Genomic DNA, 25,589 nt, shown 5'->3' on the forward strand with positions numbered 1-25,589 from the left:
ACCGCCACGTGAGGTGGCGGCCCCGTATTCCGAGGGGTTGATCGCTTACTTCGCGCCGGCGGTGCGGCGCTTGCTCCACACGTCGAAGGCGACGGCGGCGAGCAGCACGATGCCCTTCGCCAGCATGACCTTCTCGGTCTGCCAGCCGAGCAGGCCGGCGCCGTTGTTGATGACACCCATGATGAGGCCACCGGTGATCGCGCCGACCACCTTGCCGACACCGCCCTGGACCGCGGCGCCACCGATGAAGGCGGCCGCGATGGCGTCCAGCTCGAAGCTGTTACCGGCGGTGGGGCCGGCCAGGTTCAGGCGGCCGGCGAAGATGATGCCGGCGACCGCGGACAGCACGCCCATGTTGACGAACAGCCAGAACACGACCGACTTGACCTTGACGCCGGAGAGCGTCGCGGCCTGCAGGTTGCCACCGACCGCGTAGATCTGGCGGCCGAAGACCGCCCGGTTGGTGACGAACGTGTAGCCGACGACCAGGATCGCCAGCAGCACGAGCACCCACGGCAGGTTGCGGAACCGGGCGAGCTGCACGACCAGGAACATGACGAGCACGGCCGGGCCGGCGACCTTCAGGATGAACAGCCACATCGGGTCGACGGCCTGGTGGTAGCGGACGCGACCGGCGCGGGCACGCCACTGCACGAAGACCATGGCGACCACGACGAGGACACCGACGATGATGCTGAACAGGTCGGCGCCGCCGAGCCCGCCGAGCCCGATGTTGCCCAGGAAACCGGGGGTGAAGCCGTTGGCCAGGGTGCGGATCTCGTCCGGGAACGGGCCGATGCCCTTGTTACCGAGGATCATGTAGGTGATCGCCCGGAACAGCAGCATGCCCGCCAGGGTGACGATGAAGGCCGGGATGCCGAAGTAGGCGACCCAGTAACCCTGCCAGGCACCGATGACCGCGCCGAAGATCAGCGTGATGACCACGGCGAGCGGCCAGGCCAGGTGCCAGTCGACCATCATGACGGCGGCGAACGCGCCGGTCGCGGCGACGACCGAGCCGACCGAGAGGTCGATGTGGCCGGCGATGATGATCAGCACCATGCCGATCGCGAGCACCAGGATGTACGAGTACTGCACGATGATGTTGCTGAGGTTCTGCGGCGCCAGCAGGTCGCCACCGGTCGCCACGGTGAAACCCAGCACGAGCAGGGCCAGCGCGATGTAGATGCCACTCGACCTGATGTCGAAGTTGACCTTGCGCGTCGCCTTGTTCTGGGCACCGGCCGGTCCCTTGTCGACTGACAGATCGGCATTGGTGGGTGCGACGGTCACGGCGCCACCTCCTGTTCTTCCTTCGTCATGAGAGTCATGAGGCTCTCCTGAGTAGCCCCGGCGCGCGGCACCTCACCGGTGATCCGGCCCGCCGAGAGGGTGTAGATACGGTCGCAGATCCCGAGCAGCTCGGGGAGCTCGGACGAGATGACCAGGACGGCCTTGCCCTCGTCGGCGAGCCGGTTGATGATCGTGTAGATCTCGTACTTCGCACCGACGTCGATGCCCCGCGTGGGCTCGTCGAGGATGAGAATGTCCGGGTCAGTGAAGATCCACTTCGAGAGCACGACCTTCTGCTGGTTGCCGCCGGAGAGCTTGCCCACGATCGCCCCGACGTCCGGCGCCTTGATGTTCATGCTGTCGCGGAACTCGTTGGCAACCTTGAACTCCTCGTTGCCGTCGACCCAGCCGCCCTTGGCGAGCTTGGTCAGGCCGGCCGCGGACACGTTGCGCTTGATGTCCTCGATGAGGTTCAGGCCGTACCGCTTGCGGTCCTCGGTGGCGTAGGCGATGCCGTGGTCGATCGCCTCCCGCACGGACCGTACGTGGATCTCCTTGCCGTCCTTGATCAGGCGGCCGGAGATGTTCACCCCGTACGAGCGGCCGAAGACGCTCATCGCGAGCTCGGTGCGGCCCGCGCCCATCAGGCCGGCCAGCCCGACGATCTCGCCGCGGCGCAGCGTCAGGTTCGCCTTGCGGACCAGGGCCCGGTCGGGCTGGGTCGGGCTGTAGACCGTCCAGTCCTCGATCCGCAGGACCTCGTCGCCGATGGTCGGCTCGTGCTCCGGGTACCGGTGCTCGAGGTCGCGGCCCACCATGCCCGAGATGATCTTGTCCTCGGTGAGGTTCTCGATGTCGTTGGTCCAGATGGTCCGGCCGTCGCGCAGGATGGTGACGCGATCCGAGATTCCCATCACCTCGTTGAGCTTGTGCGAGATGATGACGCAGGTGATGCCCTCGTCACGCAGGCCTCGGAGCAGGTTGAGCAGGTGCGCCGAGTCGTCGTCGTTGAGCGCGGCCGTCGGCTCGTCGAGGATGAGCAGCTTCACGTCCTTGGAGAGCGCCTTCGCGATCTCCACCAGCTGCTGCTTGCCGACGCCGAGCTCGACCACCGGCGTGACAGCCTTCTCGTCCAAACCGACGCGGCGCAGCAGCTCGTCGGCCGCCGCGTTCGTCTCGTTCCAGTTGATCCAGCCGCGCTTGCTCCGCTCGTTGCCGAGGAAGATGTTCTCCGCGATCGAGAGGTTCGAGGCGAGCGCCAGCTCCTGGTGGATGATGACGATGCCCCGGTGCTCGCTGTCGCGGATGCCGGAGAAGTTGCAGGGCTGACCCTCGAACTCGATGGCGCCCTCGTAGGTGCCGTGCGGGTAGACGCCCGACAGCACCTTCATCAGGGTCGACTTGCCGGCCCCGTTCTCTCCGCAGATGGCGTGGATCTCACCCCTGCGTACCTCGATGTCGACGTCCTGCAACGCCTTGACGCCCGGGAACGTCTTGGTGATGCCGCTCATGCGCAGGATCGTGTCGGTCATGAAGACCCTCCTATGGGCCGATGAGCCCGCGCCCCGCCCGCGGTGGCGGGCGGGGCGCGGAGTCAAATCACTTCAGCTGGTCAGCGGTGTAGTAACCACCGTCGACGATGACCTTCTGGTAGTTGTCCTTGTCGACGATGACCGACTGGAGCAGCTGGGCCGGGACGACCTTCTTGCCGTTGTCGTAGTCGGTGGTGTTGTTCGTCTGCGGAGTCTGGCCCTTCAGGATGGCGTCGGCCATCTCGCCGGTGACCTTGGCCAGCTGACGGGTGTCCTTGTAGATGGTGGAGTACTGCTCACCCTTGATGATCGACTTGACCGACGCGAGCTCGGCGTCCTGGCCGGTGACGGTCGGGTACTTGCCGTCGGTGCCGTAACCGGCCGACTTCAGCGCGGAGAGGATGCCGATCGAGATGCCGTCGTACGGGGAGAGAACGCCGTTGACCTTGGCGCCGGCCTTGTAGGTCGAGGTGAGGATGTTCTCCATGCGCTTCTGGGCCGTCTCCGGGTCCCAGCGCAGCGTCGCGACCGTCTTGAAGTCCTTCTGGCCCGACTTGACGACCAGCGTGCCGTCCTTGATGTACGGGTCGAGGATGCTCATCGCGCCGTTGAAGAAGAACGTCGCGTTGTTGTCGTCCGGCGAGCCGGCGAACAGCTCGACGTTGAACGGGCCCTTCCCGTCGCCCTTGCTGCCGTCGGCCTTGAGCACGCCGAGACCGGTCAGCAGCGAGGTGGCCTGCTGCACACCGACCTTGAAGTTGTCGAAGGTGGTGTAGTAGTCGACGTTCGCGTTGCCACGGATCAGCCGGTCGTACGCGATGACCGGGATGTTCGCGGCCTTGGCGTTGTCCAGCTGGCTGGAGAGCGCGGTGCCGTCGATCGACGCGATGATCAGGAGCTTGGCGCCCTTGGTGATCTGGCTGTCGAGCTGCTGGGTCTGCGTCGGGATGTCGTTCTCCGCGTACTGCAGGTCGACCTTGTAGCCCAGGCCCTCGAGCTGCGACTTGAGGTTGTCGCCGTCGTGGATCCAGCGCTCCGACGACTTGGTCGGCATGGTGATGCCGACCAGCGCGCCGGAGTTGTTCCCGCTGGACGCCTCCTTGTCCGTGGTCTTCTCCGCGGAGCCACAGGCGGCCATGGTCGTGACCAGCGTGGCGGCGCTGACTGCCGCCATGAGCCGGGTGTATTTCACGGTGGTTCTCCTCTTTGAGAGCGGTGTTACAGGGGGCGGGCCAGGCGGTGGTACGCCTGGTTCCACCGCACTCGATCGGCGAAGTCGTCGGTCGTGGTGCGGTCATCGATGAGCAGGAGCTCGGTCTGGGCCATCGTCGCGAAGTCCCGGAGGACCTCCGCGCCGACAGCCTGCGTGAGGACGGTGTGGTGGGGTCCTCCCGCGGTGAGCCAGCACTCGGCCGATGTCGACAGCGACGGCGCAGGCTTCCACACCGCACGGGCAACTGGCAAGTTCGGCAGCGGCTCGTCCGGCGGTACTACTTCGATCACGTTCGCCACCAGGCGGAACCGGTCACCGAGGTCGGCGAGACCGACGACGACACCGGAGCCGGGAGTGGCGTCGAAAACCAGGCGCACGGGGTCTTCGCGCCCGCCGATGCCCAGCGGATGGATCTCCACCCGGGGCCGCGAGGAGGCGATGGTCGGGCAGACCTCGAGCATGTGCGCCCCGAGGATCTTCGGCTCGCCCGGCCCGAAGTGGTAGGTGTAGTCCTCCATGAACGAGGTGCCGCGGCCGGTGCCGGCACCCATCGCCTTCACGGTGGCCAGCAGCGCGGAGGTCTTCCAGTCGCCCTCGCCACCGAAGCCGTACCCGTCGGCCATCAGGCGCTGCACGGCCAGGCCGGGCAGCTGGCGCAGACCGCCGAGGTCCTCGAAGTTCGTGGTGAAGGCCCCGAAGTCGCCCTCGGTGAGGAACTGCCGCAGACCGGCCTCGATCCGCGCGCCGTAGCGCAGCGAGTCGTGCCGCTCGCCGCCCGTCGCCAGCTCGGGGGCCAGCTCGTAGAGCTCGGCGTACTCCCCGACAAGGTCGTCGATCGTCTTCTCGTCGACCGCGTCGACGACGGCGACCAGGTCGTTCACCCCGTACGTGTTGACGGAGACACCGAAGCGCAGCTCCGCCTCGACCTTGTCGCCCTCGGTCACCGCGACGTCGCGCATGTTGTCACCGAAGCGGGCCAGCCGCAGGGTGCGCAGGCGCTGCAGACCGGTCGCGGCCTTCGCCCAGCCGTCGATCCGGGCGACCACCGACGGGTCGGAGACGTGCCCGGCGACCGTCTTGCGCGGCACGCCGAGCCGCGCCTGGATGAACCCGAACTCCCGGTCGCCGTGCGCGGCCTGGTTGAGGTTCATGAAGTCCATGTCGATGGACTCCCACGGCAGCGACGTGTTGTGCTGCGTGTGCAGGTGCAGCAGCGGCTTGCGCAGCGCGTCCAGCCCGGAGATCCACATCTTGGCCGGCGAGAACGTGTGCATCCACGCGATCACACCGATGACGTCGGGGTTCGCGTTCGCGTCCAGCATCACCTGCTTGATCGCGCCCGAGTCGGTCAGCACCGGGCGGGCGACCAGCTCGGCGCCGAGGCCGGCGGCCAGGGTGCGCTGGATCTCAGCGGACTGGTCGGCGACCTGCTGGAGCGTCTCCGGCCCGTACAGGTGCTGGCTGCCGGTCAGAAACCAGATCTGCGGTTTCATGGTGTTTCCTTTGGTGTCGATGGTGGTGCTGTCAGCGGACCCGGTCAGGCGTCACTGGTTGTAATCGTGCAGCACCGAACGCTCGGCGAAGAGCCGGACGTATATCTTGGCCGCCCACGGCTTGCTGTGCGGCCCGGCGAAGTCTCCCCAGAGGCCCCACCCTTGCGTCGCGCCGGACCTCAACAGCAACCGGGCGACGCCTCAGGAGCGTGCGACCGGCGCCGATGGCAGAGGCCATGATCGGCTCGACGGACATGGGTCTTAACCTCCACGGGGGGAGCTGGATCGTGGCAGGCGCCACACCCAGCGGGGAGAAACCCAGTGTTATCGCTAACAATTGGGCTGTCAACGGCTCTTGGCAACAACAAAGTAACGGCCGCTTAACCGGGCCCTGGGAGGGTCTCAGGCGGGCGGTGCCACGCTCTCACGCACCACCAATTGTGCCGGAACGATCACCGTTTCCGCCGCCCCGGTCTCGTCCTTGAGCTGACCCAGCAGGAGCGTCAGCGCGGCCCGGGCCACGTCGCCGAAGGACTGCCGCACCGTGGTCAGCGGCGGGATGAAGTACGACGCCTCGGGAACGTCGTCGAAACCGACCACGCTGACGTCGTGCGGCACCCGGCGGCCGCGCTCGTGCAGCGCCCGCAGCACGCCCAGGGCCAGGTGGTCGTTGGCCGCGAAGATCGCGGTCACCTCGGGCATCCGGGCCAGCATCTGGCCGGCGCGATACCCCTCGGCGGCCGACCAGTCGGCGCTCAGCAGCGGCGGCACCTCCCGCCCGGCCTCCTGCAGGGTCTGCCGCCAGCCCTGGATGCGCCCGGCCGAGTCGAACCACTCGGTCGGCCCGGAGACGTGCCAGACGGTCTCGTGCCCGGCCTCCAGCAGGTGCCGGACCGCGGCCCGGGCACCCGCCACCTGGTCCACCGTGACCAGCGACCGGCCGGCCGCCGGGTCGCCGTCGATGAAGACCACCGGCACGTCGGCCGGGATCTCGGCGAGCGCCTCGGTGGCCGAGGCGACCTGGGCGATCACGACCAGGCCGGCGACCCGCTGGTCCAGGTGGCGCTCGACGACCGCGGAGATCGAGTCGCGGTCCAGCTCGCGGACGCTGCCGACGCTGACCGCGAAACCGGCGTCGGCGGCGGCCTGCTCGAACTCGGTCAGCATCGACGCCGGGCCGTAGAGCATGCTGTTGCGGGCGACCACCCCGATGAGCTGGGAACGGCCGGTGACCAGGGCGCGGGCCGCCCGGTTCGGCCGGTAGTTCAGCTCGGCGATGGCGGCGCGGACGCGGAGGCGGGTCTGCTCCTTGACGTTCGGATGGTCGTTGAGGACGCGGGAGACGGTCTGGTGGGAAACCCCGGCCAGTCGTGCCACGTCCGTCATCGCGGGGGAACGGGATCCCTTGGTCTCCACTTGCGCACCTCGCCAGGTCCGGATCTGATGGAGCGTAGCGGCAGGCCGCGCGTCTCCCGTGTGGGAATGTTATCGATAACAATGCCCGCGCCGCGAGCCCCGCGGCGAGGGCTGCCGCAAGCCCCGTACTCTCGGCAGCGATGGACGCGACACCCACGGTCAGCAGCCACGTCGAGCTCGGCTCCGCGGACGACGAGGGCTTCACCTCCCTGCGCCGGCCCGCACGGCCGCGCGCCGAACGATACGAGATCGGCCGCTCGTTGCGCGAGCGGTCCCCCCGTTCGGAGATGGCGCACTGGCGTCCGGGCCCCGGCCGGATCGATCCGGTGCGGCAGGTCGTGGCGTCGCACGAGGGCCGCCTGCCGTGGCTGATCCCGGTCCGGATCGGCCGGATGATCGCCAGCCCGTACACGTTCCTGCGCGGCACCGCAGGTCTCATGGCCGACGACTTCGCCGCCCTCCCGCACACCGGCATCACCCCGGTCATCTGCGGCGACGCCCATCTCGGCAACTTCGGCTTCTACGCCTCCCCGGAACGGGAGCTGGTCTTCGACCTCAACGACTTCGACGAGGCGCACCCCGGCCCGTGGGAGTGGGACCTGCGCCGCCTGGTGGCCAGTGTCTACGTGGCCGGCCGGGTCAACGGCTTCCGGGAGAGCGCCTGCGCCGACGCGGTCCAGCACTGCGTCGCGGAGTACCGGGAGCAGATCGCGCACCTGTCCGACCGCCCGCTGCTGGCCCGCTCGTTCGAGCAGCTCAACGTCGACGCGATGCGCGGCGCCGCGAGCAAGGCCAGCTTCCGCGACGAGATCGAGCGGGCCGCCCGGCGGGCCCGGCGGCGCACCAGCGACCGGGCGCTGCCCCGGTTCACCGAGCGGCGCGACGGCACCCGCCGGCTCGTCGAGGAGCCACCGGTGATCACCCGTCCCTCGGCGGACGACCGGGAGCTGCTGGACGGGGCGCTCGACGGTTACCTCAACACGCTCAAGCCGCACTGGGCGCGCATCCTCGGCGGGTACCGGATCCTCGACGTCGCGCACAAGGTGGTCGGCGTCGGGTCGGTGGGTCTGCGGGCGTACGTCGCGCTGTGCGAGGGCTCGGATCCCGAGGACGTGGTGTTCCTGCAGCTCAAGCAGGCCCGCCGCTCGGTCATCGCGAAACACCAGCACGGTGCGCTGGCCTGGCACCGGCACCAGGGGCAGCGGGTCGTGGAGTACCAGCAGGCCCTGCAGACGGTCAGCGACCCGCTGCTGGGCTGGGCCACGGCGGGCGAGCACCAGTACTACGTGCGGCAGTTCCGCGACATGAAGGGCGCGATCGTCGTCGAGGACATCAACGCCGGCGCGCTCGCGGACTACGCCGGCATCTGCGGGTACCTGCTCGCCAAGTCGCATGCCCGCACGAGTGGGGCGTCGATCATCGCGGGGTACTGCGGGGGCAGCGACAAGCTGGACGACTCCCTCGCCCGGTTCGCGCGGCTCTACGCCGACCAGGTCGAGAAGGACCACGCGGCCCTGGTCGACGCGGTCCGCCGTGGTGAGCTTGCCGCCGAAGCCGCCTGAAATCATTTTCGCGTACGGATCACGCAACCGGGCGTGTCCGATAGGAACTGGAGATTGCGTGAGCGGCATCATTTCGCTGGAGTCAGCGGCGTTGCGGGAGTTCTGGACGGAGCGGCATCTCTGCACCCTGACCACGCTGCGTGCCGACGGCTCCCCGCACGTGGTGGCGGTCGGCGCCACCCTCGACCCGATCGCCGGGATCGCGCGGGTGATCGCCTCGGGCGGGTCGGCGAAGGTCCGGCACGTCCGCAACGGTCAGCAGCGGGTCGCCGTCTGCCAGGTGGACGGGCCGCGGTGGAGCACCGTCGAGGGCCTCGCCGTGATCCGGGACGACCCGGAGTCGGTCGCCGAGGCGGAGCGCATCTACGCCGGCCGTTACCGGACGCCGCGCCCCAACCCGGCCCGGGTCGTCATCGAGGTGGCCATCTCCCGCGTGCTCGGCTCGGCCTCGCTGGCGTCCTCCCCCGCCGCCGTCTGAGGCTCGCGTTCCCGGAAGCGCCGCCGCACGTACCGCACCGCCAGGTAGATCAGGTAGAGGGTGACCAGCGGCGCGCCCGGGAACTTCAGCGAGCGGACCAGGCCGGAGCCGTCCGGCAGCACCGAGAACGACGCCACGACGGTGAGCACCATGACCACCTTGGTGCGCCGGCCGGTCGCCGCCAGCAGGATCAGCGGCCACAGCATGTACCAGGGCAGGAACACCGGGGCCAGGGCGACGGTGGCGACGACCGCCGCGGCCGCGCCGACCAGCGCCACCCGGGCCGGGTCGGTGCGCTCCCGCAGCGCCCGCACCCAGATGGCCACCAGCGCGACGGCGAGCACCCCGTAGGCGATCGCGCGGACCACCGGCACCGCGTCGAAGTCCGGGTCGAACAGCTGCCCGGCGTACGTGATGGTCATCCCGACCGCTGTCGGCATCGAGCTGAACTGGACCAGCTCGCCACTGTCCCGCACGCCGGCGATCCAGCCGTAGTCCAGCCCGCCGGCCACGGTGATCCCGGCGAGCGTGGCAGCGGCCGTGCCGAGCACCCCGGCCGTGCCGATGACCAGGCCGCGCAGGTCGGCCCGCCCCCTGCGCGAGTACGCCGCGGCGACGATCAGCACGGCGAACGGGATCGTGACCAGCGCGGTCGCCTTCACCGCCACCGCCCCGCCGAGCAGCACGCCACCGACGGCGATCGCGGCCGGGTGCCTCGGGTGGCGGACGATCACGGCCAGACCGGCGACGAGCAGGCCCAGCATCGCGGCGTCGTTGTGCGGGCCGCCGATCAGATGCGCGCCGATCAGCGGGCCGGCCAGCGCCAGCCACAGCGCCCGCGCCGGCGGCACCCCGCAGCGCCGGGCCAGCACCGGCAGGCCGGCCGCCATCCCGAGCACCCCGGCGAGCGCGACCAGGCGGAACAGCACCAGCGGCAGGACCAGCGAGCCGAGCTGCGGGGGCAGCGCGTCGACCAGACCCGGCGCGAGCGGCAGGGCCTGCCCGGCGGCGACGATCGCGGCGGCGAGCAGGATGAACAGCGGCCCGTACGGCGTGATCGTGTCCCGCCAGATCGGCGGCACCGCCCCGATCCACGTGCAGGGCAGCGACTCCGCCGTCGACGAGTAGGGGCTCAGGCCGTTGGCGTACAACTCGCCCTGGCAGCTGTAGGAGTAGAAGTCCCGGCTGCCGACCGGCGGCAGGAACAGGAACGGCGCCGTCCAGAGCGCGATCGTGACGAGCACCCACCGCGGGCTGTGATCGCGGTCGCGGCCGGTCCACCACGCGTACCCCATCAGGGCCGTGCCGGTCAGCCACAGCGAGGTGACCACGAGGTTGTGGTTGCCCTTGGCCGGCAACGCCCCACCGAGCAGGCCCGCGACGAACAGCAGGAGCGCACCACCGAAACCGGCCCAGCGCAGGGCCCGGGAACTCAACACCGGCAGATGGTCCCGGCAGCGGGTGAGCAGAAGGCCGAGGCGGGGGAAACGGGAGGCGTCCACCAGGCGATGGGCCGATCCCGTTCGGTCGATGTTCATCCTGGCCTCATGCCCCCGTCAGCGCGCCGCCGGCCGGGTTCACAGCCGGCGATTGCAGGCTGTCATGACAACGCAAACCGCGGTGTGCCGCAAGTCGCGACGGACACCGCGGACGACCATCTGCCCCGGTTCAGGCAGCTTCGGCCCGCTCTCGCCTGATTTCCGGTACGGCGGTGAGCGGCCCGCCCAGCACCTGCGCATAGTGGTCGAGCAACTCGTCGCCGACCGCCGCCCAGCTGCGCCCGCCGATCGCGGCACGTCCGGCCGCCCCCATCCGGCGGCGCAGCATCGGGTCGGCGGCGAGCCGGGCCACCGCGTCGGTGAACCCGGCCTCCTCGTGCGGCGGCACCAGGAATCCGGTCCGGCCGTCCCGCACCAGGTCCCGCGGGCCGCCCTGGGCCGGCGCGACCACCGGGACGCCGCTGGCCATCGCCTCCTGCAGCGTCTGCCCGAACGTCTCGAACGGGCCGGTGTGCGCGAAGACGTCAAGGCTCGCGTAGATCCGGGCGAGCTGACTGCCGTGCCGCACCCCGAGGAACGTCGCGTGCGGGAGCGCCTTGCGCAGCTGCGCCTCGGCCGGCCCGTTCCCGACGATCACCAGGCGCACGTTCGGCAGCCGCGACACCCCGGCCAGGAGCTCCACCTCCTTCTCCACGGCCAGCCGGCCGACGAACCCGGCCAGCACCTCGCCGTCGCGGCAGAGCGCCCGGCGGACCCCGGCGCTGCGCCGGCCCGGCTGGAAGCGGACGTCGTCGACCCCGCGGCGCCACAGGTGCACCCGCTCGACGCCGTGCCGCCGCAGCGCCTCCATCGACCCCGTGGAGGGCGCCAGGGTGCGGGCAGCTCCGTTGTGCAGGCGCCGGATCCACTGCCAGGACAGTTGCTCGGCAACGCCGAGGTTGCGGACCCTGGCGTAGGCCGCCACGTCCGTCTGGAAGACCGCCACCGCGGGCAGCCCCAGCGACGCCGCCGCGCTCCGGCCCCACGCGCCCAGGAAGAACGGGCTGGCCAGGTGGACGACGTCGGCCCGGTGCGCCCGGATCGCCGCGCGCACCGCGGGAACCGGCAGGCCCAGGCGGATCTGCGGATACCCGGGCATGGGGATCGACGGGATCCGCACGACCGGGTACGGCAGCGTGAGGGGCATCGGCCCCGGTGCGGGCACCGGCGCGATGACGATCGGCTCGTGGCCGGTGCGGACGAGGTGCTCCGCGGTCCGTACCACCGAATGGGCTACGCCGTTGACGTCCGGCATGAACGACTCTGTGACCAGCGCGATGCGCATGCCCCCAGGGGACCGGGCGGGCCTGGACCGGCGGGCAACGCTCCCGTGACGCGCGGTTTAAAGGTGGCTGACATCACTGATGTTCGTCTCTGCGTTGCCTGCCCGTGGCCCTACGCGGTCCGGCCGGCGCTCACGGTCCGGCGTCCGCTCCCGGACTGTTCGGGACCACCGCGGTGTGATGATCTGGGACGGTGACCCCCTGGGAGTACCTGCGTGCCGTCGCGGAGGCGCTGGAGGCCGCCGGCGTGGCCGTGGCGGACTGGCGGGCCGACGACGACGAGGGCTGGATCCCGTTCGACCGCGCCCGCCCGTCCGCCGTGACGTGGGACTACGACCAGGCCGGGCTCGGCTGGTCCGCGCAGACCGGGTGGTACCTGCTGCTGATCACCTCACCGGGACGCCGGGTGTCCCGTCCGCTGCCGGCGACGGCGACGGCGGAACCGTCAGTGGTGGTGGCCGCGGTCCTCGATTGCCGGTAGGCGGAAGTCGCACAGAACGGCGTTGACGGGGTGCCGATCCGGGCGCAAGGTCGGAGAAAGGACACCGCCTCGGAGTCGCCTTGACCCTCTTGGACGCCAGTCGCATCGCACTGATCATCGCGACGCCACCGCTGGTCATCGTCGTTGCCCAGCGCACGCCGCGATGGTGGCGCGCGCTCGCCGCCCGGGTCGAGCAGCGACGGCCGGCGCGACCCCGGCCGTACGGGCTGCCGATCGAGCGGCTCGCCGCCGACCTGCGCCGGCTGCTGCGCCTGCACGGGGAGCTGACCGCGTCCGCGCGGCCGGCGCTCTGCGCCCACCGGGTGTGGGCGGTCGAGGCGGCGATCGGGGCACGGGCGATCGAGGCGGCCGTCGCGCTCGGGGTGCCGCCTCCGCGGCCGGACGGTGCCGGGCTGCTCACCCGGGCCCAGCTGTCGGCGCTGCTCACCGACCTCGCGGCGGCCGGGCTGGTGCTGCCGGCCCGGGCCTGCCCGTTCACCTCGGACGGCCGCATCTGACCCGGCAGGCTCGGCACCGCCCGCCCGCAGGACCACGCCCGCCCGTAGGACCACGCCCGCCGGTAGGACCACTCCCGCCGGTAGGACCACGCACGCTGGTGAAGCCACGCCCGCCTGTAGAACCACGTCCGCCCGTAGGGACCACGAGAACGGCGGCGGGATTGCTCCCGCCGCCGCCTCCTGTCCCGGCCTGGTGGGCCCTGATCCGCCGAGCGCCCGGAGAGTTGGGGGGCAAATCCCGGGCGGGTCGTCCATGGGCACCGGTGCAGCGGCCGCCGGATAACTGGGGGGGCGACGACCGCTCGGCCGGGGGGCTCGTGGGCTGTGCTGCCCGCCGCGGACCCGTGGGCCGTGGCAGGGCGGCCGGTCCGCAGTGGATCTGGCCGCTCACCAACCGTGCCAGGCCGGACCCCCATGATCCGCGGAACGCAAGGGTGTCCTTCGCCACGTTCCGTCACCTGTTCAGGGTCACCCGCAAGTCCTTGGCTTTCCTGAAATGGACCTTAAGTAATGCTTAAATCGAACGTCCCGCCGTAACCGGAAAGCAATCATCCGGGTTGATGGGAACGAGTTCCGGCGCGCCTTCCGGGCCCCCGCCGAAATCCCGGCATAGTGACTGCTCACAACATTGAACCGGGAGCCGTCGGCGGACGTATCTCTCTTCGACCGAGCACACCCGGCGGGCTGCGGCGCCGGGCCGGTCACCGCTCGCGGCACCTGCGCGAGTCCGGTAAGGGGGACCCGCAGGGCGGTGGCGCACCACGCAAATCCGTGATTAACCTTCCACATCCACCACGTGGCGGCGGGTGATCCGGGTGCGCGAGGGGCGGGCACCGGGGGGCGCGGAGGTGGTCCAGGGTGAGGACGGTGGCACAGATGCGGCGATGGGGCGGTGGGAAGTTCCCCAGCCGTAACGGAGCCGCGTCATGAGCTTCGAGGACGACGAGTACTGGGACGAGGAGTACAACGAATACTCCTTCATGCCGAAGTACGCCGTGGCTCAGGAGCGCCATTTCGAGAAACGGACGGCGCCCGATCCGGTCATTCCCACGCGACGCCCTGCGGAGGGTGACAAACCGGCTGCGCGGCGTTCCGGCCGTAACGGGGAGAAACCGGCCGTCGCGTTCGACGACAAGCGTCCGAGCTGGCTCGACGACCCGAACTTCGTCCCGATCGACACGTCGGTCGACAACCTGTCCGGGAACTACTTCGACGACGTCGACTTCAACCGTCCCGAACTCGGGATGGACTTCGACAAACCGGACTTCCCGATCGTCGACCCGGCCGCCCTGCAGAACCCGGAACGCCAGCGGCGCCGGCCACAGCCCGACGGACGCCCGGCCGGCCGGTACGGCGCGCGCCGCCACGACGACCTCACCGACGACCGCGGGCGCGCCCGGGACGATCGCCGCGACGACTCCCGCGGGCGGCACCCCGCGGAGCGGCGCGACGAACGCTGGGCCGACGACCGGCGCGACCCGCGACGCGAGACCGACCGGCGCGACGGCGCCGGCCCGCGCCGGCAGCCCGCCGAGGCCGGCCCGGAGCGGCGACTCCCCGACACCGGGCTCGAGCGACGACTTCCCGACGGCGGGCCCGACCGGCGGCTTCCCGACAGCAGCCCGGACCGGCGGCCTCTCGACGGCGGCCCGGACCGACGGCTTCCCGACAGCGGCCCGGACCGGCGCTGGAGCGAGGACGAGCGTGGCCGGCCCGGCGAGCGGCGTGGCGGTTCGGCGGATCGTCCGGCCGCTCGGCGGGACTACGTCGACGAGCGCGACTCGCAGCCGTGGCAGGAGGACGACTTCGGGCCGATCCGGCCGCCGGGCGGACGCCGGCCGCGACGCGAGGACGAGGAGCCGCGCCGCGGTCCGACTGGGCGCCCGGAACGTCCGGCCGCGGCCGGGCGGGCGACGGTCCCGGGCGACGACCGGTACGACGGTCGCGGACGGCCGCAGGACGTGGAGGCCGCTCACGGCAACGGTCACCTGCGCGACGACGATCTCCTGCGCGGCAGCGATCTCGTGCGCGGCAGCGAGCGGGTCCGTGACGACGAGCTGATCCGGGCCGACGAGTTGGTCCGTGGCACCGGCCGGGCGCGCGACGAGGACCTGGTCCGCGGCACCGGGCGAGCGCTGAACGACGAACTCGTCCGCGGCACCGGCCTCCCTCGCGACGAGGACCTGGTCCGTGGCGGCCGCGGGCACGGCGACGCCGATCGCGAGAGCGTCGACCGGGACGGCTACGGGCGGGACGACCTCGCCGCTGGCCGGGCCCGGGTCCGGGACGACGAGTCCGCCCGCCGGCAGGGTTGGGACGACGAGCCCGTCGACCTGCAGGCCCGCGAATGGGACAAAGCACCCGCAAACGCGGACTGGACCGGCGGCGAACGCACACCCGAGGGCTGGGCGGCCGACGAGCAGTCCGCGCATCGGGACGACCGTTCCAGGAGCCGGGACGATCACGACGAGCACCCGGTCGTGCTGGACGGCGAGTACTACGAGACGCCGGACGAGCCGGCCACGCCCGGATCACCCGGCGACGACAAGCCGCGTGTGCTGCGGCGTGCCGACCCGCCCGTACAGCCGAAGGTCGTGAGCCGGGCCACGCCGCCGCCCACGCCTCGCGTCATCAAGAACGCGCCGCCGGTGACCCCGCGGGTGGTTGCCGCTCCGCCACCGGCCGCTCCGGCCCGGGTGGTCGGCCCGGCCGGGCCTCAGATCCCGGCGGCCGCCGCTGCCACTTCCGCTCCGCCGCCCGGTTCCGCGCCGGGGACGGCTGAGGTCTCCCTCGATCCGCGTACGGCCATGGCGCCGCACGGCGAGTCGGCTCCTCCGCCAGCTCCGAGCGCTCCCTCGACGGCCGCGAACCGTCCGGTGTCGGGCACCCCGCAGTCCCCGGGCGCTCCGCAACTCCCCATCGGCCACCAGGCCACCGGCGTTCCGCAGTCTCCGTCGGGCCAGCACTCTCCGGTCGGCCCGCAGTCCCCGGTGGGCCAGCACTCCCAGGTCGGCCCGCAATCTCCGGTCGGCCAGCACTCCCAGGTCGGCCCGCAGGCCCCGGCCGGCCAGCAGTCCGCTGGTTTTGCGCAGGCAGCCGGCCCTCAGCAGACGCCGAACGCTCCGCAGGCGCACGAACCAGGCCCGTCACAGGCCGCCGGCATTCCGCAGGAGCCGGGCCCGTGGCAGTCCGGTCCGCCGCAGGCCGTCCCGCAGCAGCGCACCGGCCGCAGTCCGCGAACCGCGCACGTCTTCCTCGCCGACGGCGACGGCCCGTGGGCGATCGTCCCGGACGACGTGCCGCCGATGCCTCCGCACCCCACGGGCCGCACGGCGAGCCCGGCCCGCGGCCCCGTTCCGGTCGACGCTCGAGCCCCGATGCCGCTGGACGCCCGCGGCCCGATCCCCGTGGACGCCCGTGGCCCGATGCCGGTCGACGCCCGCGGCCCGATGCCGGTCGACCCGCGTGGTCCGATTCCGGCCGACAGTCGTGGCCCGATCCCCGTCGACGCCCGCGGCCCGGTTCCGGTGGACGGTCGTGGGCCCACAGCGGTCGGCCGACCGACCGTTCCGGCTCCCGGGGCTGGTCAGACGCCGGTGCAGCCGGGTGTTCCCCGCACGGGTCAGCCCGTCATGCCCCCGCCCGGACTGATCGCACCGCAAGCGGTCACGCCGCGGCCGGTCGTGCCCCAGACGGCCACGCCTCCCGGACGAGTGCCGCCCCAGCCGGCCGCGCCCCCGCCGGGGCTGGTCGCGCCTCAGCCGGCCGCGCCGCCGCCAGGGCTGATCGCATCCCAGCCGGCCGTGCAGCCGGGCGCCCCTGTCCCGGGCAATCCGCCGGGGAACACGTGGGATCCGCGCCAGACCCCGCAGGGACGGCCGAACTCCCTCGCCGAGCACCAGGAATCCGCACTACCCCGCCGCCCGCGGGGCGACACCGTGCGGCCCGTCTCCCCTGCCGCGCAGTGGGCTCCAGGGCCCGGCGACGCGCGACCGGTCTCCGCGCCGACCGCACAGTGGGACCAGGGCCGGCCCGCGCCCGCCCCGTTGTGGGACCAGGGCCAGCCGGCAGCGCCGGACGCAACACGGCCCGTCTCCTCCCCCGCCGCCCAATGGGGGCAGGGACAACCGCCGACGCCCGACACCGCACGCCCTGTCTCCGCTCCCGCGGGACCGTGGGGACCGGCCGCGGGCCGGCCGGTGTCGCCCGCCGGCCAGTGGACCCATGCCCAGCCCGGAAACGGGCAGGCTGGACACGCTCAGCCCGCGCACACTCAGCCCGGACAGCACCGCATCGCGCCGCCGCACGCTCCGGCCGAGACGTCTCAGGCAGCGCAGTTGCAGCCCGGACAGGCTGTCGGCCCGGTCGTTCAGCAATCCGGCGCCGGGCATCGCCCTGCAGGCGAGGCGTCGACCGGGCACCCGGGCGCGGCGCACGCGCCGGTGTCGCCGGGCGGGTTCCTCGCCGGTGACGGGCCGACCGGTGAGCTGCCGCAGGTGGCGCAACCTGAAGACGACGGCTGGGGACCCCGGGCCGGTCAACGGCCGGTCTCACCCGCGCCGGGGCAGGCACCGGCGGCGACAGCACCGACCACGCCCGCGCAGCCCGCCCCCGCCCAGACGGCGCCAGCACCGACCATGCCCGGGCAACCCGCGCAGCCGCCGACAGCACCGGCCACGCCGGGGCAACCCGCGCAGGCACAAACGGCGGCGACAGCACCGACCACGCCGGGGCAGCCCGCGCAGACGGCGACAGCACCGGCCTTCCCCGGGCAAACGGCGCAGCCTGTGACAGCACCGGCCTCCCCGGCACAGCCCGCCCCGGGGAAGACCTGGCTGCCCGCCCCACGTCCGGGCGGCACGCCGGTTCCGGAAGCGCAGGCACCGGCGATCAGCGACGGCCCGTCCCCGGGAAGCGCCTCACCGGCCGACGGGGCGGTCAGCGCCGTCCCGGTGCCGGCGCAGCGCCACCCCGTCGACGAGCCGTCGGCGGGCCCTGACGCCGAGCCCGTGCCGTACATGGACCCGGACGGCACGCTGCACAACCTGAAGCCGATCGCCCGCCTCGCGGTGTCCGGTCCGGATCAGGAGCCGCGGCGTTACTCCGACCCCGCGTTCGGCAGCGGCTGGTTCGTCGCCAAGACCCCCGCGCCGGACGAAGCGCCCAAGACGGCGCCCGAAGCGGCACCCGAGGAAGGGCCCGAGGCGGCGGCCACGGAGACGACTGAGGGAACGACTCCGGAAGCGGCCGGCGGGAAGACCGCGGCCACGGACGAGCCGGGCAGTGACCGTACCGCGGAGGGGAAAACCGGGAAGCAGAGCGCGCCGGAGCCCCGGAAGCAGCCGGAAGAGCTCGGGAAGCACCTGCCCCTCTCGGCCGCCGACCTGGACGCGATCCGCTGGCGCCTGGACGGCGGGACGCTGCGGGAGGTCGTCGACGACCGTGACGCCCTGCGTGAGCTGGGCGAGCGCCTCGACGGCCCGCTCGCCGACGAGGCCGACAACATCGTCAAGGCGGGTCTGCTGAGTGTGCGCGCGGAGGTCTACCGCCTGCTCGGGGAGCTGGGGATGGCGGCCGCCGCGAGCCGGCTGGCGCTGGCGCACGCCGAGTCCGCGAAGGACGAGCAGTCGATGGTGATCGCCCAGGCGGAGCTCGCGCACGTGTTGCGCCTGCGCGGCGACTGGAGGGAGGCGGACCGGCTCTTCCAGCGGGCGGTGGACTCGGACGTGTCGACGGCGGTGCGCAGCGTGGTGCACGAGAACGCCGGGCGCAGCGCGTTCGACCAGGGCCGGCACATGGAGGCGCTGGATCACTTCGCGCGGGCGATCCGGCTGGGCGCGTCGGACGACTCGGATCTGGTGGAGCGGGTCGGGGTGTGCCTCGAGGCGGTCTACATCCACGTGTTGCGGGACGGCTGGGGTCCGTACCCGCGGCGGCCGGAGGAGATCCTGGCGCCGCTGAGCGGCCGGAACGCCGACGAGCCGGCCGGGGAGCAGAGCGGCGCGCTGGACGAGACGACCGCCGAGCAAAGGGTCGTCACGAAGCGAGAGTGACCATCGACGTACGGCCTCGTCCGCCGTCCTTCGCCTGGTAGAGCGCCGCGTCCGCGACCCGTTGCAGGTCCTCGGCGGCGCTCGCGTGGTGCGGCGCGACGCCGATGCCGATGCTGACCTGGGGTGGCCCTCCGGGCAGGCCGGCGGTGGCGGCGAGCGTGGCGCGGGCGCGCTCGGCGTACCGGAAGGCGCCTTCCGGGCCGCCGCGGAGCAGCACCGCGAACTCGTCCCCGCCGAGCCGTGCCACCAGGTGCCGCGTCTCGGCTCCGGCGGCGCGCAGCGCGTCGGCGACGGCCCGCAGCGCCCTGTCGCCGGTTCCGTGTCCCCAGGTGTCGTTGATGCTCTTGAAGTGGTCGACGTCGATCAGCACGAGCGCGGCCGGGTCGCCGCCTCGCACGGCCTGCCGCACCGCCTCCCGCAGCTCCTCGTCGAAGGCCCGCCGGTTCGCCGCGCCGGTCAGCGCGTCGGAGCTGGCCTGTTCCTCGAGGACCGCGCGGAGCTGGTCGTTGCGCTGGTTCAGGTTGATCACGACCCAGGCGGTCATCACCATGGCGACGGACATGGCGATCCAGTCGGTGAACGCCTGGACCGGCGGCGCGTAGGTGAAGACGACCGAGGCGTGCCCCGCGGAGATGACGGCCGTGACGAGGTAGGCGACGCGCCGACTCAGGAATCGGGCGGAGTAGAGGAGCGGCCACAGGTAGAACAGCTGGGCGGCGGTGCCGGCATCCTCGGTGGCGAAGTTCAGCCCGGTCACGACCCCGGCCGTCAGGAACGGGACGAGCAGCCAGAAGTAGGCCGGCAGCGCCTCCGGGCGACGCCAGCAGACGATGCCGACGACGAGCAGGGCCGCCGCGGTGATCCCGATCGCGGCCAGTTCCGCGGGAGGGGCGCCGAGCTGCATCAGGACACCGGTGACGAGGTTGTACGGCGCGCCCGCGAGCATCAGATAGGCGACGGCACGGGATGCGCCGTGCTGGTCGCGTAACTGGAACGGCAAGGCGGTCCTCCTCCGGGTCCCGCCTGACCCCTTCGGTTCGGTCCGCCGGGATCTGAGCGATCAGGGCCGGTCCCGAGCCGGGACGGCCGGCTCCTCCCGCACGGCCGGCGTGCGGCGCGCGAGCGTCACGCCGACGCTGGCGAGGGTGACCAGCAGGAGGGCGGCGACCTCGATCGGGCCGAGCCGCTGCCCGAGCACGAGGAGGCCGGCCAGGGCCGCGGCACCCGGTTCGAGGCTCATCAGGATGCCGAAGACCCGCGTGGGGATCCGGCGCAGGGCGTTCAGTTCGAGCCCGTACGAGATGACCGACGAGAGCAGCGCGACCGCGACCGCCCCGAGCAGCAGGTGCGGGTGGCCGAGGACGGCGCTCGCCCCGGTGAGACCGAACGGGGCCACGATCAGCGCCCCGATCGCGAGCGACACGGTGAGGCCGCCGGTGCCCGGGATGAGCGCGCCGACCCGGGCGCTGAACACGATGTACGCCGCCCAGCACAGCCCGGCGAGCAGGGCCAGCAGCAGCCCGCCGATCGGCGCGCCCCCGCCGGAGCGCAGGCCGAGCAGCAGCACCCCGGCACCGGCCAGGGCCGCCCAGAACAGGTCGAGCAGCCGCCGTGTCTGGGCCAGGGCGAGCAGCAGCGGGCCGAGGAACTCGACGGTGACGGCGGTGCCGAGCGGGACGGACCGCAGGGCGTAGTAGAAGACCAGGTTCATGCTGCCCATCGACAGCCCGAGCAGCGCCGCGGCCCGCCAGGCGGCGAACGACCAGGTCCACACCCGGGGCCGGGTGAGCGCGCCGAGGATCAGGGCGGCGATCGCCAGGCGCAGGAACGTGACCCCGGCCGCGCCGAGGTCGTCGAAGAGGGTCCGGGCGATCGCGCTGCCGAACTGGACCGAGGCGATCGCGGTCAGGACGAGGATCGGCGCGGGCACCCGCTTCATCTGTTACTCCGTTCGCAGGGCCACCACCGGGTCGAGGCGGCCGGCCCGCTGTGCTGGGACGACGCCGAAGATAATGCCGACCGCGGCGGACACTCCGAAGGCCAGGGCCATGGACCACCAGGTGAGCGCGGCCGGCACCGGGCTGAGCGCGTCCACCAGCAGGGCCGCGCTCGCGCCGAGCAGCATGCCGAGCACTCCCCCGGTCGTGGTCAGCAGGACCGCTTCGAGCAGGAACTGGACGCTGATGTCGCGCGGGCGGGCGCCGACCGCCTTGCGCAGGCCGATCTCCCTGGTCCGCTCGCGCACCGAGACGAGCATGATGTTGGAGACGCCGACCCCGCCGACCAGCAGGCTGATCCCGGCGATCGCGGCGAGCACCCCGGTCAGCACGCCGAGGATGTCGCCGAGCACGCCGAGGATCTGCTCCTGGGTGACGGCGCTGAAATCGGTGTCCGGGTGCCGGCCGGTGAGCGCCGCGACGACGTCGGTGCCGAGCTGGTCGATGCGGTCGCGGTCGGGCGCGCGGATCGCGAGGCCGTCGATCCGGTCGGTGCCGAGCAGCCGTTGCGCGGCGGTGACCGGCACGTGCACCTCGTTGTCCCGGTCGACGCCGAGGCTCTGCCCGAGCTGCTCGAACGTGCCGATCACCCGGAACCGGACGCCGCCGATGGTGATCTGCCGGCCGATCGGGTCGCGGTCGCCGAACAGTGTCCGGGCCACGCCGGCGCCGAGCACGGCGACGCGGCGGCCGGTGCTGACGTCGGTGCGGGTCAGGTAGGCGCCGCGGCTGAGCTTGCGGACGAAGACGCTGGGCGTGGTCTCCAGGACGCCCTGCATGCTGGCGAAGGCGGAGAGCTTGCCGGCCCGCACGGTCTCCCCCGAGGCGATCGTCACGGCGACCCGCGACCGGTCGCCGACGATCCGGCTGACCGCGTCGGCGTCGTCCAGGGTCATCGGTGAGCTGGTCGGCGCGGCGCCGGCGGTCAGCTTCCCGGGTACGACGATCAGCAGGTTGCTGCCCAGCCCCTCGACCTGTCGCTCGATCTGCTGTTTGGTGCCGGTCCCGATGGCGACCAGGGCGACCACCGCGGCGACGCCGATGACCACGCCGAGCATGGTGAGCAGGCTGCGCAGCCGGTTGGCCCGCAGCGCGTCGAGCGCGACCCGCCACGCCTCGGCCACTCTCATCCGACGATCAGCCCGTCCCGCATGACGATCTGGCGCCGGGCCCGCGCCGCGACCTCCCGGTCGTGGGTGACCAGCACCACCGCGACGCCGTCGGCGTTCAGCGATTCCAGCAGGGCCAGGATCGACTGCCCGGTCGCGGAGTCCAGGTTCCCGGTCGGCTCGTCGGCCAGCAGCAGCGACGGCCCGGTGACGAGGGCCCGGGCGATCGCCACCCGCTGCTGTTCCCCGCCGGAGAGCTGGTTCGGCCGGTGGGTGATCCGGTGCGCGAGCCCGACCCGTTCGAGCATCGCGGCCGCCCGCGCCCGGCGCTCCCGGCGCCCGATCCCGCGGTAGACCAGCGGCAATCCGACGTTGTCCTGGGCGGTGGTCCGGGTGAGCAGGTGGAACGACTGGAAGACGAACCCGATCGTGCTGTTGCGCAGCTCGGCCAGCTCGTTCGGGGTGAGCGCGGCGACGTCGCGCCCACCGAGCAGCAGGGTCCCGCTGGTCGGCCGGTCCAGGCCGCCGAGCAGGTGCATCAGCGTCGACTTGCCGGAGCCGGACGTGCCGACGACGGCCACGTAGTCGCCCGCCTCGACGGTGAGCGAGACCCCGCGCAGCGCCGGGACCGCGAAACCGTCCAGCTGGTAGGTGCGGGTCACGTCGGTGGCGACGATCGCGGCGCTGGTCACGGCACCTCGCCGCCGGGCTGGACCCGGTCGGTGCCGGCGACGACGATCTGCTGACCGGCGGAGACCCCGGAGAGCACCTGAACGGTCTCCTCCCCCTGCACGCCGAGCCGCACGGGCACCGCCTGATAGCGCCCGTCCTGGACCGCCCACACGGTGTCCCGCCCGTCCGCGCTGACCACCGCCGAGGCGGGCACGGTGACCGCGTCGGCGGCTTGCCGTACCTTCAGGCGGATCACGGCGCTCATCCCGGGCCGGGGTGCGGGCGCCGCGCCGCCGCCGTCGGTGAGCTCCCCGGCGCCCAGGTCGAGCCGCACCCGGTAGGACACCCCGCCGCGCGCCGACGTGGTCGGGAGCAGGTCCACCGAGCGTACGGTCGCCGGGTAGGACGCCCCGGTCGCCGCGTCCAGCTCGACGTCGGCCTTCACTCCGGGCTTGACCAGCAGCACGTCGGTCTCGTCCACCTCGGCCGACAGACCGAGCTTGCGGACGTCGACCACGGTCAGCAGCGGGGTCCCGGGCGTTACGTAGGCGCCCTCGAACACCGACGAGTCGACCCCCTCGGAAGGGGTGGTCGCCCCGGTCAGCGCGGACAGGCCGGCGGGCGCGGCGGGCGCCGGGCCACCGAACTGGACCACGCCCGCGACCGGCGCCGTGAGAGTCAGCGCGTCGACGGCCGCGTCGGCGAGGTCGTACGCCTGCTGGGCCTGGAGCCGCTGGGCGGCGGAGAGGGAGCTGATCGCCTGGCCGAGCGAGGAGACACCGCGCTGCACGGCGCGGACTGCGGCGGCGGCCGCGTCGGACGCCGCCTGGTACTGCTCGCGGGCCGCGCTCACCTGCCGCTCGAACGCCTCCCGCAGCACCGGGTCGGTGATCTTGCCGATCGAGGCGAGCGCCTCGTCGAACGCCTTCGCCGCCTTCCGGTCGGTGGTCGTCCGCACCTGGGCGAAGTCTCCGGGGGAGGCGCCACCGCCGGACGGGATCGCGTCGAGGGCCTTCAACGCCGCGTCGCGGCGCTGCCGCAGCTCGGGCGAGTCGATCACGGCGAGCACGTCGCCCTTGGTGACCCGGGCCCCCGGCTCGACGCGCAGCTCGCCGATCGTGCCGGGGGCGGGCGCGGAGACGGTCGCGGCGCTCCGGGCGGTGACCGAGCCGGGCGCCTCGACGATCTCGTCGACGGTGCCGACGGTGGCGGTGCCGAGGCGCACCCCGGGATCGTCGTCGTCGCAGGAGGCAGCGGTCAGCAGGAGCAGCACCAGGGTTCCGCCGGCGACCAGCGCTCCCCGGGAGTGGGTGCGAGACACAGAGGACACTCTATGTCGGCAAGAAGCGGCACGGGATGTCGCGAGAAGCGGCACGGGCCGCCCCGCGGAAGGGACGGCCCGTGCCCGGCATCGATGGATCAGGTGCCGGGACGACGCCCGATGACCTTCACCGTCGAACCGATCTTGCCGATGCTGTAGTACTTGGCGGCGTCCTGCTGGAGCAGGTTGACGCAGCCGTGCGAACCACGCCACTTGTCGTGGATGTACGTGGTGGTCTGGTGGAACCCGCGGCCGCCGATGAAGCGCTGCCAGTACGGGAGCCAGACCTTGTACGGGTCGGACCACTCCTTGCGGGTCCGCTTGTTGATCTTGAAGGTGCCCGCCGGCGTCCGGTAACCCTTCATGCCGGTACGGGTGACGGTCGGCTTGACGTAGACCTTGCCGTCCTTCATCACCCACGTCGTCTGGTTGGTCAGATCGACGCAGAAGGTGACACCCTTCTTGCTGGCCTTGCACGCCGCGGTCTTGGTCGCCGCGAGCCGCTTGGCCACGTCGTACGTGGTCGGGCCGGCCAGGCCCTGGGCCGGCTGGATGCCGAACCGCTTCTGGAACTTCTTGATCGCGGTACAGTCCGCGGCCGACTGCTTGCCGTCGACCGAGACCGTGCCGTAGCCACCGATCTGCTTCAGGTACGTCTCGACCTGCTTCTGGTACTTGCCGGTCGCACAAGACGCGGCGGCCGCCTTGGTGACCACCGTGGTGGCCACCGGCGCGGTACGCACCGCGGCGCCGGCACTCGCCGGCGTCAGGGCGAACGCGCCGAGACCGCCGCCCACCACGGCGGCCATGACCGCTGTCGCGAGACGTGCGGTAACACGTTTCACTGCCAAATCACATCCTCCCCAGGAGTGTCGTCCGCACATCGAAGCACAACGGTCCCGCGAAAACGATCGAGGGAGGGACCGTGACATGAAACCGGGATGCCGATCGGCATCCCGGTTGCGTGCTTGATGTGTTTCCCGCTCCGGGGAGTTGTGGCCGCGCCGCCGCGCGGAGGCGGGCCCTCTACAACGGGCTGGCGAGCTCCTGGACCCAGTACGGAACGCGCTTGGCGTTGATCGCCAGCCCGATGCCCATCTGGTGCAGCCGGCAGTTGAGGATGTTCGCCCGATGCTCCGGGCTGGTCATCCAGCCGGCCACCACCTCCCACGGGCTGTCCTGGCCGAGGGCGAGGTTCTCGCGGTAGAGACTCCAGCGGTACCCGGCCCCGGTGACCCGCTGGCCGGGGTCCTGTCCCTTGCGCGAGGTGTGCTGGAAGTGGTTGTTGCGGGCCATGTAGGAGGCGTGCCGGTTGGCCGCGACGATCAGCCGGCGATCGACGGTGACCCGGGAGCAGCCGGCCCGCACGCGGTTGTGGTTGACCAGGGCGAGGACCTGCTGCTGGACCGGGGAGGCCGGGCTGGGCGAGACGCTGGCGGCGGTGACCGCGGTGCGGGAGGCGGCGATCGGGTCGGCGACCGCCGGCTCCCGGGCCGCCACGTGGGTCGTGACCAGCCCGCCGGCGACGGTCACCACACCGAGCACCACCAGAGACTTGCGCATGACGTCGTCGATCCCGTTCTCCTCGCGCGCGCCCCGCCGGCTCCGGGGCGCCCCCGAGGTTGACCAA

The 25,589-nt window shown here is 72.3% G+C and carries 19 protein-coding genes; 5 read left to right on the forward strand and 14 right to left on the reverse strand.

What is annotated here, in order from left to right; translation table 11 throughout:
• Positions 1–45: 45 nt before the first annotated feature.
• From mmsB to Acy02nite_RS02290, 5 genes are all read right to left on the reverse strand, one after another.
• A complete protein-coding gene (gene mmsB / locus Acy02nite_RS02270) occupies positions 46–1,293 on the reverse strand; it encodes a multiple monosaccharide ABC transporter permease (RefSeq protein WP_203738055.1) in 1,248 nt (415 codons plus the stop codon).
• Positions 1,290–2,825: a multiple monosaccharide ABC transporter ATP-binding protein gene (gene mmsA, locus Acy02nite_RS02275; RefSeq protein WP_203738056.1), complete on the reverse strand. Its 1,536-nt coding sequence runs from the start codon at positions 2,823–2,825 to the stop codon at positions 1,290–1,292. The genes mmsB and mmsA overlap by 4 nt, the downstream gene beginning before the upstream one ends.
• Positions 2,826–2,892: 67 nt before the next feature.
• Positions 2,893–4,017 (reverse strand): multiple monosaccharide ABC transporter substrate-binding protein, encoded by a 1,125-nt coding sequence (gene chvE / locus Acy02nite_RS02280; RefSeq protein WP_203738057.1) that lies wholly within the window; start codon positions 4,015–4,017, stop codon positions 2,893–2,895.
• Between the two features lie 26 nt (positions 4,018–4,043).
• Entirely contained in the window at positions 4,044–5,531 is a 1,488-nt protein-coding gene (gene araA / locus Acy02nite_RS02285) for an L-arabinose isomerase (RefSeq protein WP_203738058.1), read from the reverse strand.
• Positions 5,532–5,933: 402 nt separating this feature from the next.
• The gene (locus Acy02nite_RS02290) at positions 5,934–6,917 is read right to left on the reverse strand and encodes a LacI family DNA-binding transcriptional regulator (RefSeq protein ID WP_203738119.1); all 984 of its coding nucleotides are present in this window, start codon (positions 6,915–6,917) and stop codon (positions 5,934–5,936) included.
• Between the two features lie 170 nt (positions 6,918–7,087).
• Between Acy02nite_RS02290 and Acy02nite_RS02295 the strand changes: the two genes are divergently transcribed.
• Positions 7,088–8,509: a DUF2252 domain-containing protein gene (locus Acy02nite_RS02295; RefSeq protein ID WP_203738059.1), complete on the forward strand. Its 1,422-nt coding sequence runs from the start codon at positions 7,088–7,090 to the stop codon at positions 8,507–8,509.
• A 58-nt stretch (positions 8,510–8,567) separates the two neighbouring features.
• The gene (locus tag Acy02nite_RS02300; protein WP_203738060.1) at positions 8,568–8,987 is read left to right on the forward strand and encodes a TIGR03618 family F420-dependent PPOX class oxidoreductase; all 420 of its coding nucleotides are present in this window, start codon (positions 8,568–8,570) and stop codon (positions 8,985–8,987) included.
• Here the strand turns inward: Acy02nite_RS02300 and mptB are convergent.
• Together mptB and Acy02nite_RS02310 are read right to left on the reverse strand one after the other, a co-directional pair.
• Positions 8,885–10,525 (reverse strand): polyprenol phosphomannose-dependent alpha 1,6 mannosyltransferase MptB, encoded by a 1,641-nt coding sequence (mptB, locus tag Acy02nite_RS02305; RefSeq protein WP_203738061.1) that lies wholly within the window; start codon positions 10,523–10,525, stop codon positions 8,885–8,887. The two genes, Acy02nite_RS02300 and mptB, sit on opposite strands and share 103 nt — an antisense overlap.
• A 130-nt stretch (positions 10,526–10,655) precedes the next feature.
• Positions 10,656–11,810: a glycosyltransferase family 4 protein gene (locus Acy02nite_RS02310; RefSeq protein WP_203738062.1), complete on the reverse strand. Its 1,155-nt coding sequence runs from the start codon at positions 11,808–11,810 to the stop codon at positions 10,656–10,658.
• Between the two features lie 191 nt (positions 11,811–12,001).
• On the opposite strand from Acy02nite_RS02310, the gene Acy02nite_RS02315 reads away from it, so the two are divergent.
• From Acy02nite_RS02315 to Acy02nite_RS02325, 3 genes are all read left to right on the forward strand, one after another.
• Positions 12,002–12,289 carry a DUF6292 family protein gene (locus Acy02nite_RS02315; protein ID WP_203738063.1) on the forward strand — a complete coding sequence of 96 codons (288 nt, stop codon included), beginning with the start codon at positions 12,002–12,004 and terminating at the stop codon, positions 12,287–12,289.
• Positions 12,290–12,369: 80 nt separating this feature from the next.
• A complete protein-coding gene (locus tag Acy02nite_RS02320; RefSeq protein ID WP_239174092.1) occupies positions 12,370–12,807 on the forward strand; it encodes a hypothetical protein in 438 nt (145 codons plus the stop codon).
• Between the two features lie 926 nt (positions 12,808–13,733).
• A complete protein-coding gene (locus Acy02nite_RS02325; protein WP_203738064.1) occupies positions 13,734–18,860 on the forward strand; it encodes a hypothetical protein in 5,127 nt (1,708 codons plus the stop codon).
• Here Acy02nite_RS02325 and Acy02nite_RS02330 read toward each other — a convergent pair.
• From Acy02nite_RS02330 to Acy02nite_RS02360, 7 genes are all read right to left on the reverse strand, one after another.
• Positions 18,844–19,860, reverse strand: a complete 1,017-nt coding sequence (locus Acy02nite_RS02330) for a GGDEF domain-containing protein (protein ID WP_203738065.1) — start codon at positions 19,858–19,860, stop codon at positions 18,844–18,846. The two genes, Acy02nite_RS02325 and Acy02nite_RS02330, sit on opposite strands and share 17 nt — an antisense overlap.
• 60 nt (positions 19,861–19,920) lie before the next feature.
• The gene (locus tag Acy02nite_RS02335) at positions 19,921–20,799 is read right to left on the reverse strand and encodes an EamA family transporter (protein WP_203738066.1); all 879 of its coding nucleotides are present in this window, start codon (positions 20,797–20,799) and stop codon (positions 19,921–19,923) included.
• A gap of 3 nt (positions 20,800–20,802) precedes the next feature.
• Complete coding sequence (locus tag Acy02nite_RS02340) at positions 20,803–21,987, reverse strand: ABC transporter permease (protein ID WP_203738067.1); 1,185 nt, start codon at positions 21,985–21,987, stop codon at positions 20,803–20,805.
• Positions 21,984–22,658 carry an ABC transporter ATP-binding protein gene (locus Acy02nite_RS02345; RefSeq protein ID WP_203738068.1) on the reverse strand — a complete coding sequence of 225 codons (675 nt, stop codon included), beginning with the start codon at positions 22,656–22,658 and terminating at the stop codon, positions 21,984–21,986. Before Acy02nite_RS02345 ends, Acy02nite_RS02340 begins: the two co-directional genes overlap by 4 nt.
• Entirely contained in the window at positions 22,655–23,959 is a 1,305-nt protein-coding gene (locus tag Acy02nite_RS02350) for an efflux RND transporter periplasmic adaptor subunit (RefSeq protein ID WP_203738069.1), read from the reverse strand. Before Acy02nite_RS02350 ends, Acy02nite_RS02345 begins: the two co-directional genes overlap by 4 nt.
• A gap of 98 nt (positions 23,960–24,057) precedes the next feature.
• The gene (locus Acy02nite_RS02355) at positions 24,058–24,768 is read right to left on the reverse strand and encodes a L,D-transpeptidase family protein (protein WP_203738121.1); all 711 of its coding nucleotides are present in this window, start codon (positions 24,766–24,768) and stop codon (positions 24,058–24,060) included.
• A 217-nt stretch (positions 24,769–24,985) separates the two neighbouring features.
• Positions 24,986–25,522: a CAP domain-containing protein gene (locus Acy02nite_RS02360; protein WP_203738070.1), complete on the reverse strand. Its 537-nt coding sequence runs from the start codon at positions 25,520–25,522 to the stop codon at positions 24,986–24,988.
• Between the last annotated feature and the right edge of the window lie 67 nt (positions 25,523–25,589).

Origin of the sequence: Actinoplanes cyaneus (genome assembly GCF_016862095.1) — a bacterium.
In the GTDB taxonomy this organism is placed as follows: Bacteria; Actinomycetota; Actinomycetes; order Mycobacteriales; family Micromonosporaceae; genus Actinoplanes; species Actinoplanes cyaneus.

What these genes read in the sequence shown, in the direction of transcription:
- mmsA (WP_203738056.1), bottom strand. Translation starts at nt 2,825, where the DNA reads ATGACCGACACGATCCTGCGCATGAGCGGCATCACCAAGACGTTCCCG.
- araA (WP_203738058.1), bottom strand. Translation starts at nt 5,531, where the DNA reads ATGAAACCGCAGATCTGGTTTCTGACCGGCAGCCAGCACCTGTACGGG.
- Acy02nite_RS02290 (WP_203738119.1), bottom strand. Translation starts at nt 6,917, where the DNA reads ATGACGGACGTGGCACGACTGGCCGGGGTTTCCCACCAGACCGTCTCC.
- Acy02nite_RS02295 (WP_203738059.1), top strand. Translation starts at nt 7,088, where the DNA reads ATGGACGCGACACCCACGGTCAGCAGCCACGTCGAGCTCGGCTCCGCG.
- mptB (WP_203738061.1), bottom strand. Translation starts at nt 10,525, where the DNA reads ATGAACATCGACCGAACGGGATCGGCCCATCGCCTGGTGGACGCCTCC.
- Acy02nite_RS02310 (WP_203738062.1), bottom strand. Translation starts at nt 11,810, where the DNA reads ATGCGCATCGCGCTGGTCACAGAGTCGTTCATGCCGGACGTCAACGGC.
- Acy02nite_RS02325 (WP_203738064.1), top strand. Translation starts at nt 13,734, where the DNA reads ATGAGCTTCGAGGACGACGAGTACTGGGACGAGGAGTACAACGAATAC.
- Acy02nite_RS02335 (WP_203738066.1), bottom strand. Translation starts at nt 20,799, where the DNA reads ATGAAGCGGGTGCCCGCGCCGATCCTCGTCCTGACCGCGATCGCCTCG.
- Acy02nite_RS02340 (WP_203738067.1), bottom strand. Translation starts at nt 21,987, where the DNA reads ATGAGAGTGGCCGAGGCGTGGCGGGTCGCGCTCGACGCGCTGCGGGCC.
- Acy02nite_RS02355 (WP_203738121.1), bottom strand. Translation starts at nt 24,768, where the DNA reads ATGGCCGCCGTGGTGGGCGGCGGTCTCGGCGCGTTCGCCCTGACGCCG.
- Acy02nite_RS02360 (WP_203738070.1), bottom strand. Translation starts at nt 25,522, where the DNA reads ATGCGCAAGTCTCTGGTGGTGCTCGGTGTGGTGACCGTCGCCGGCGGG.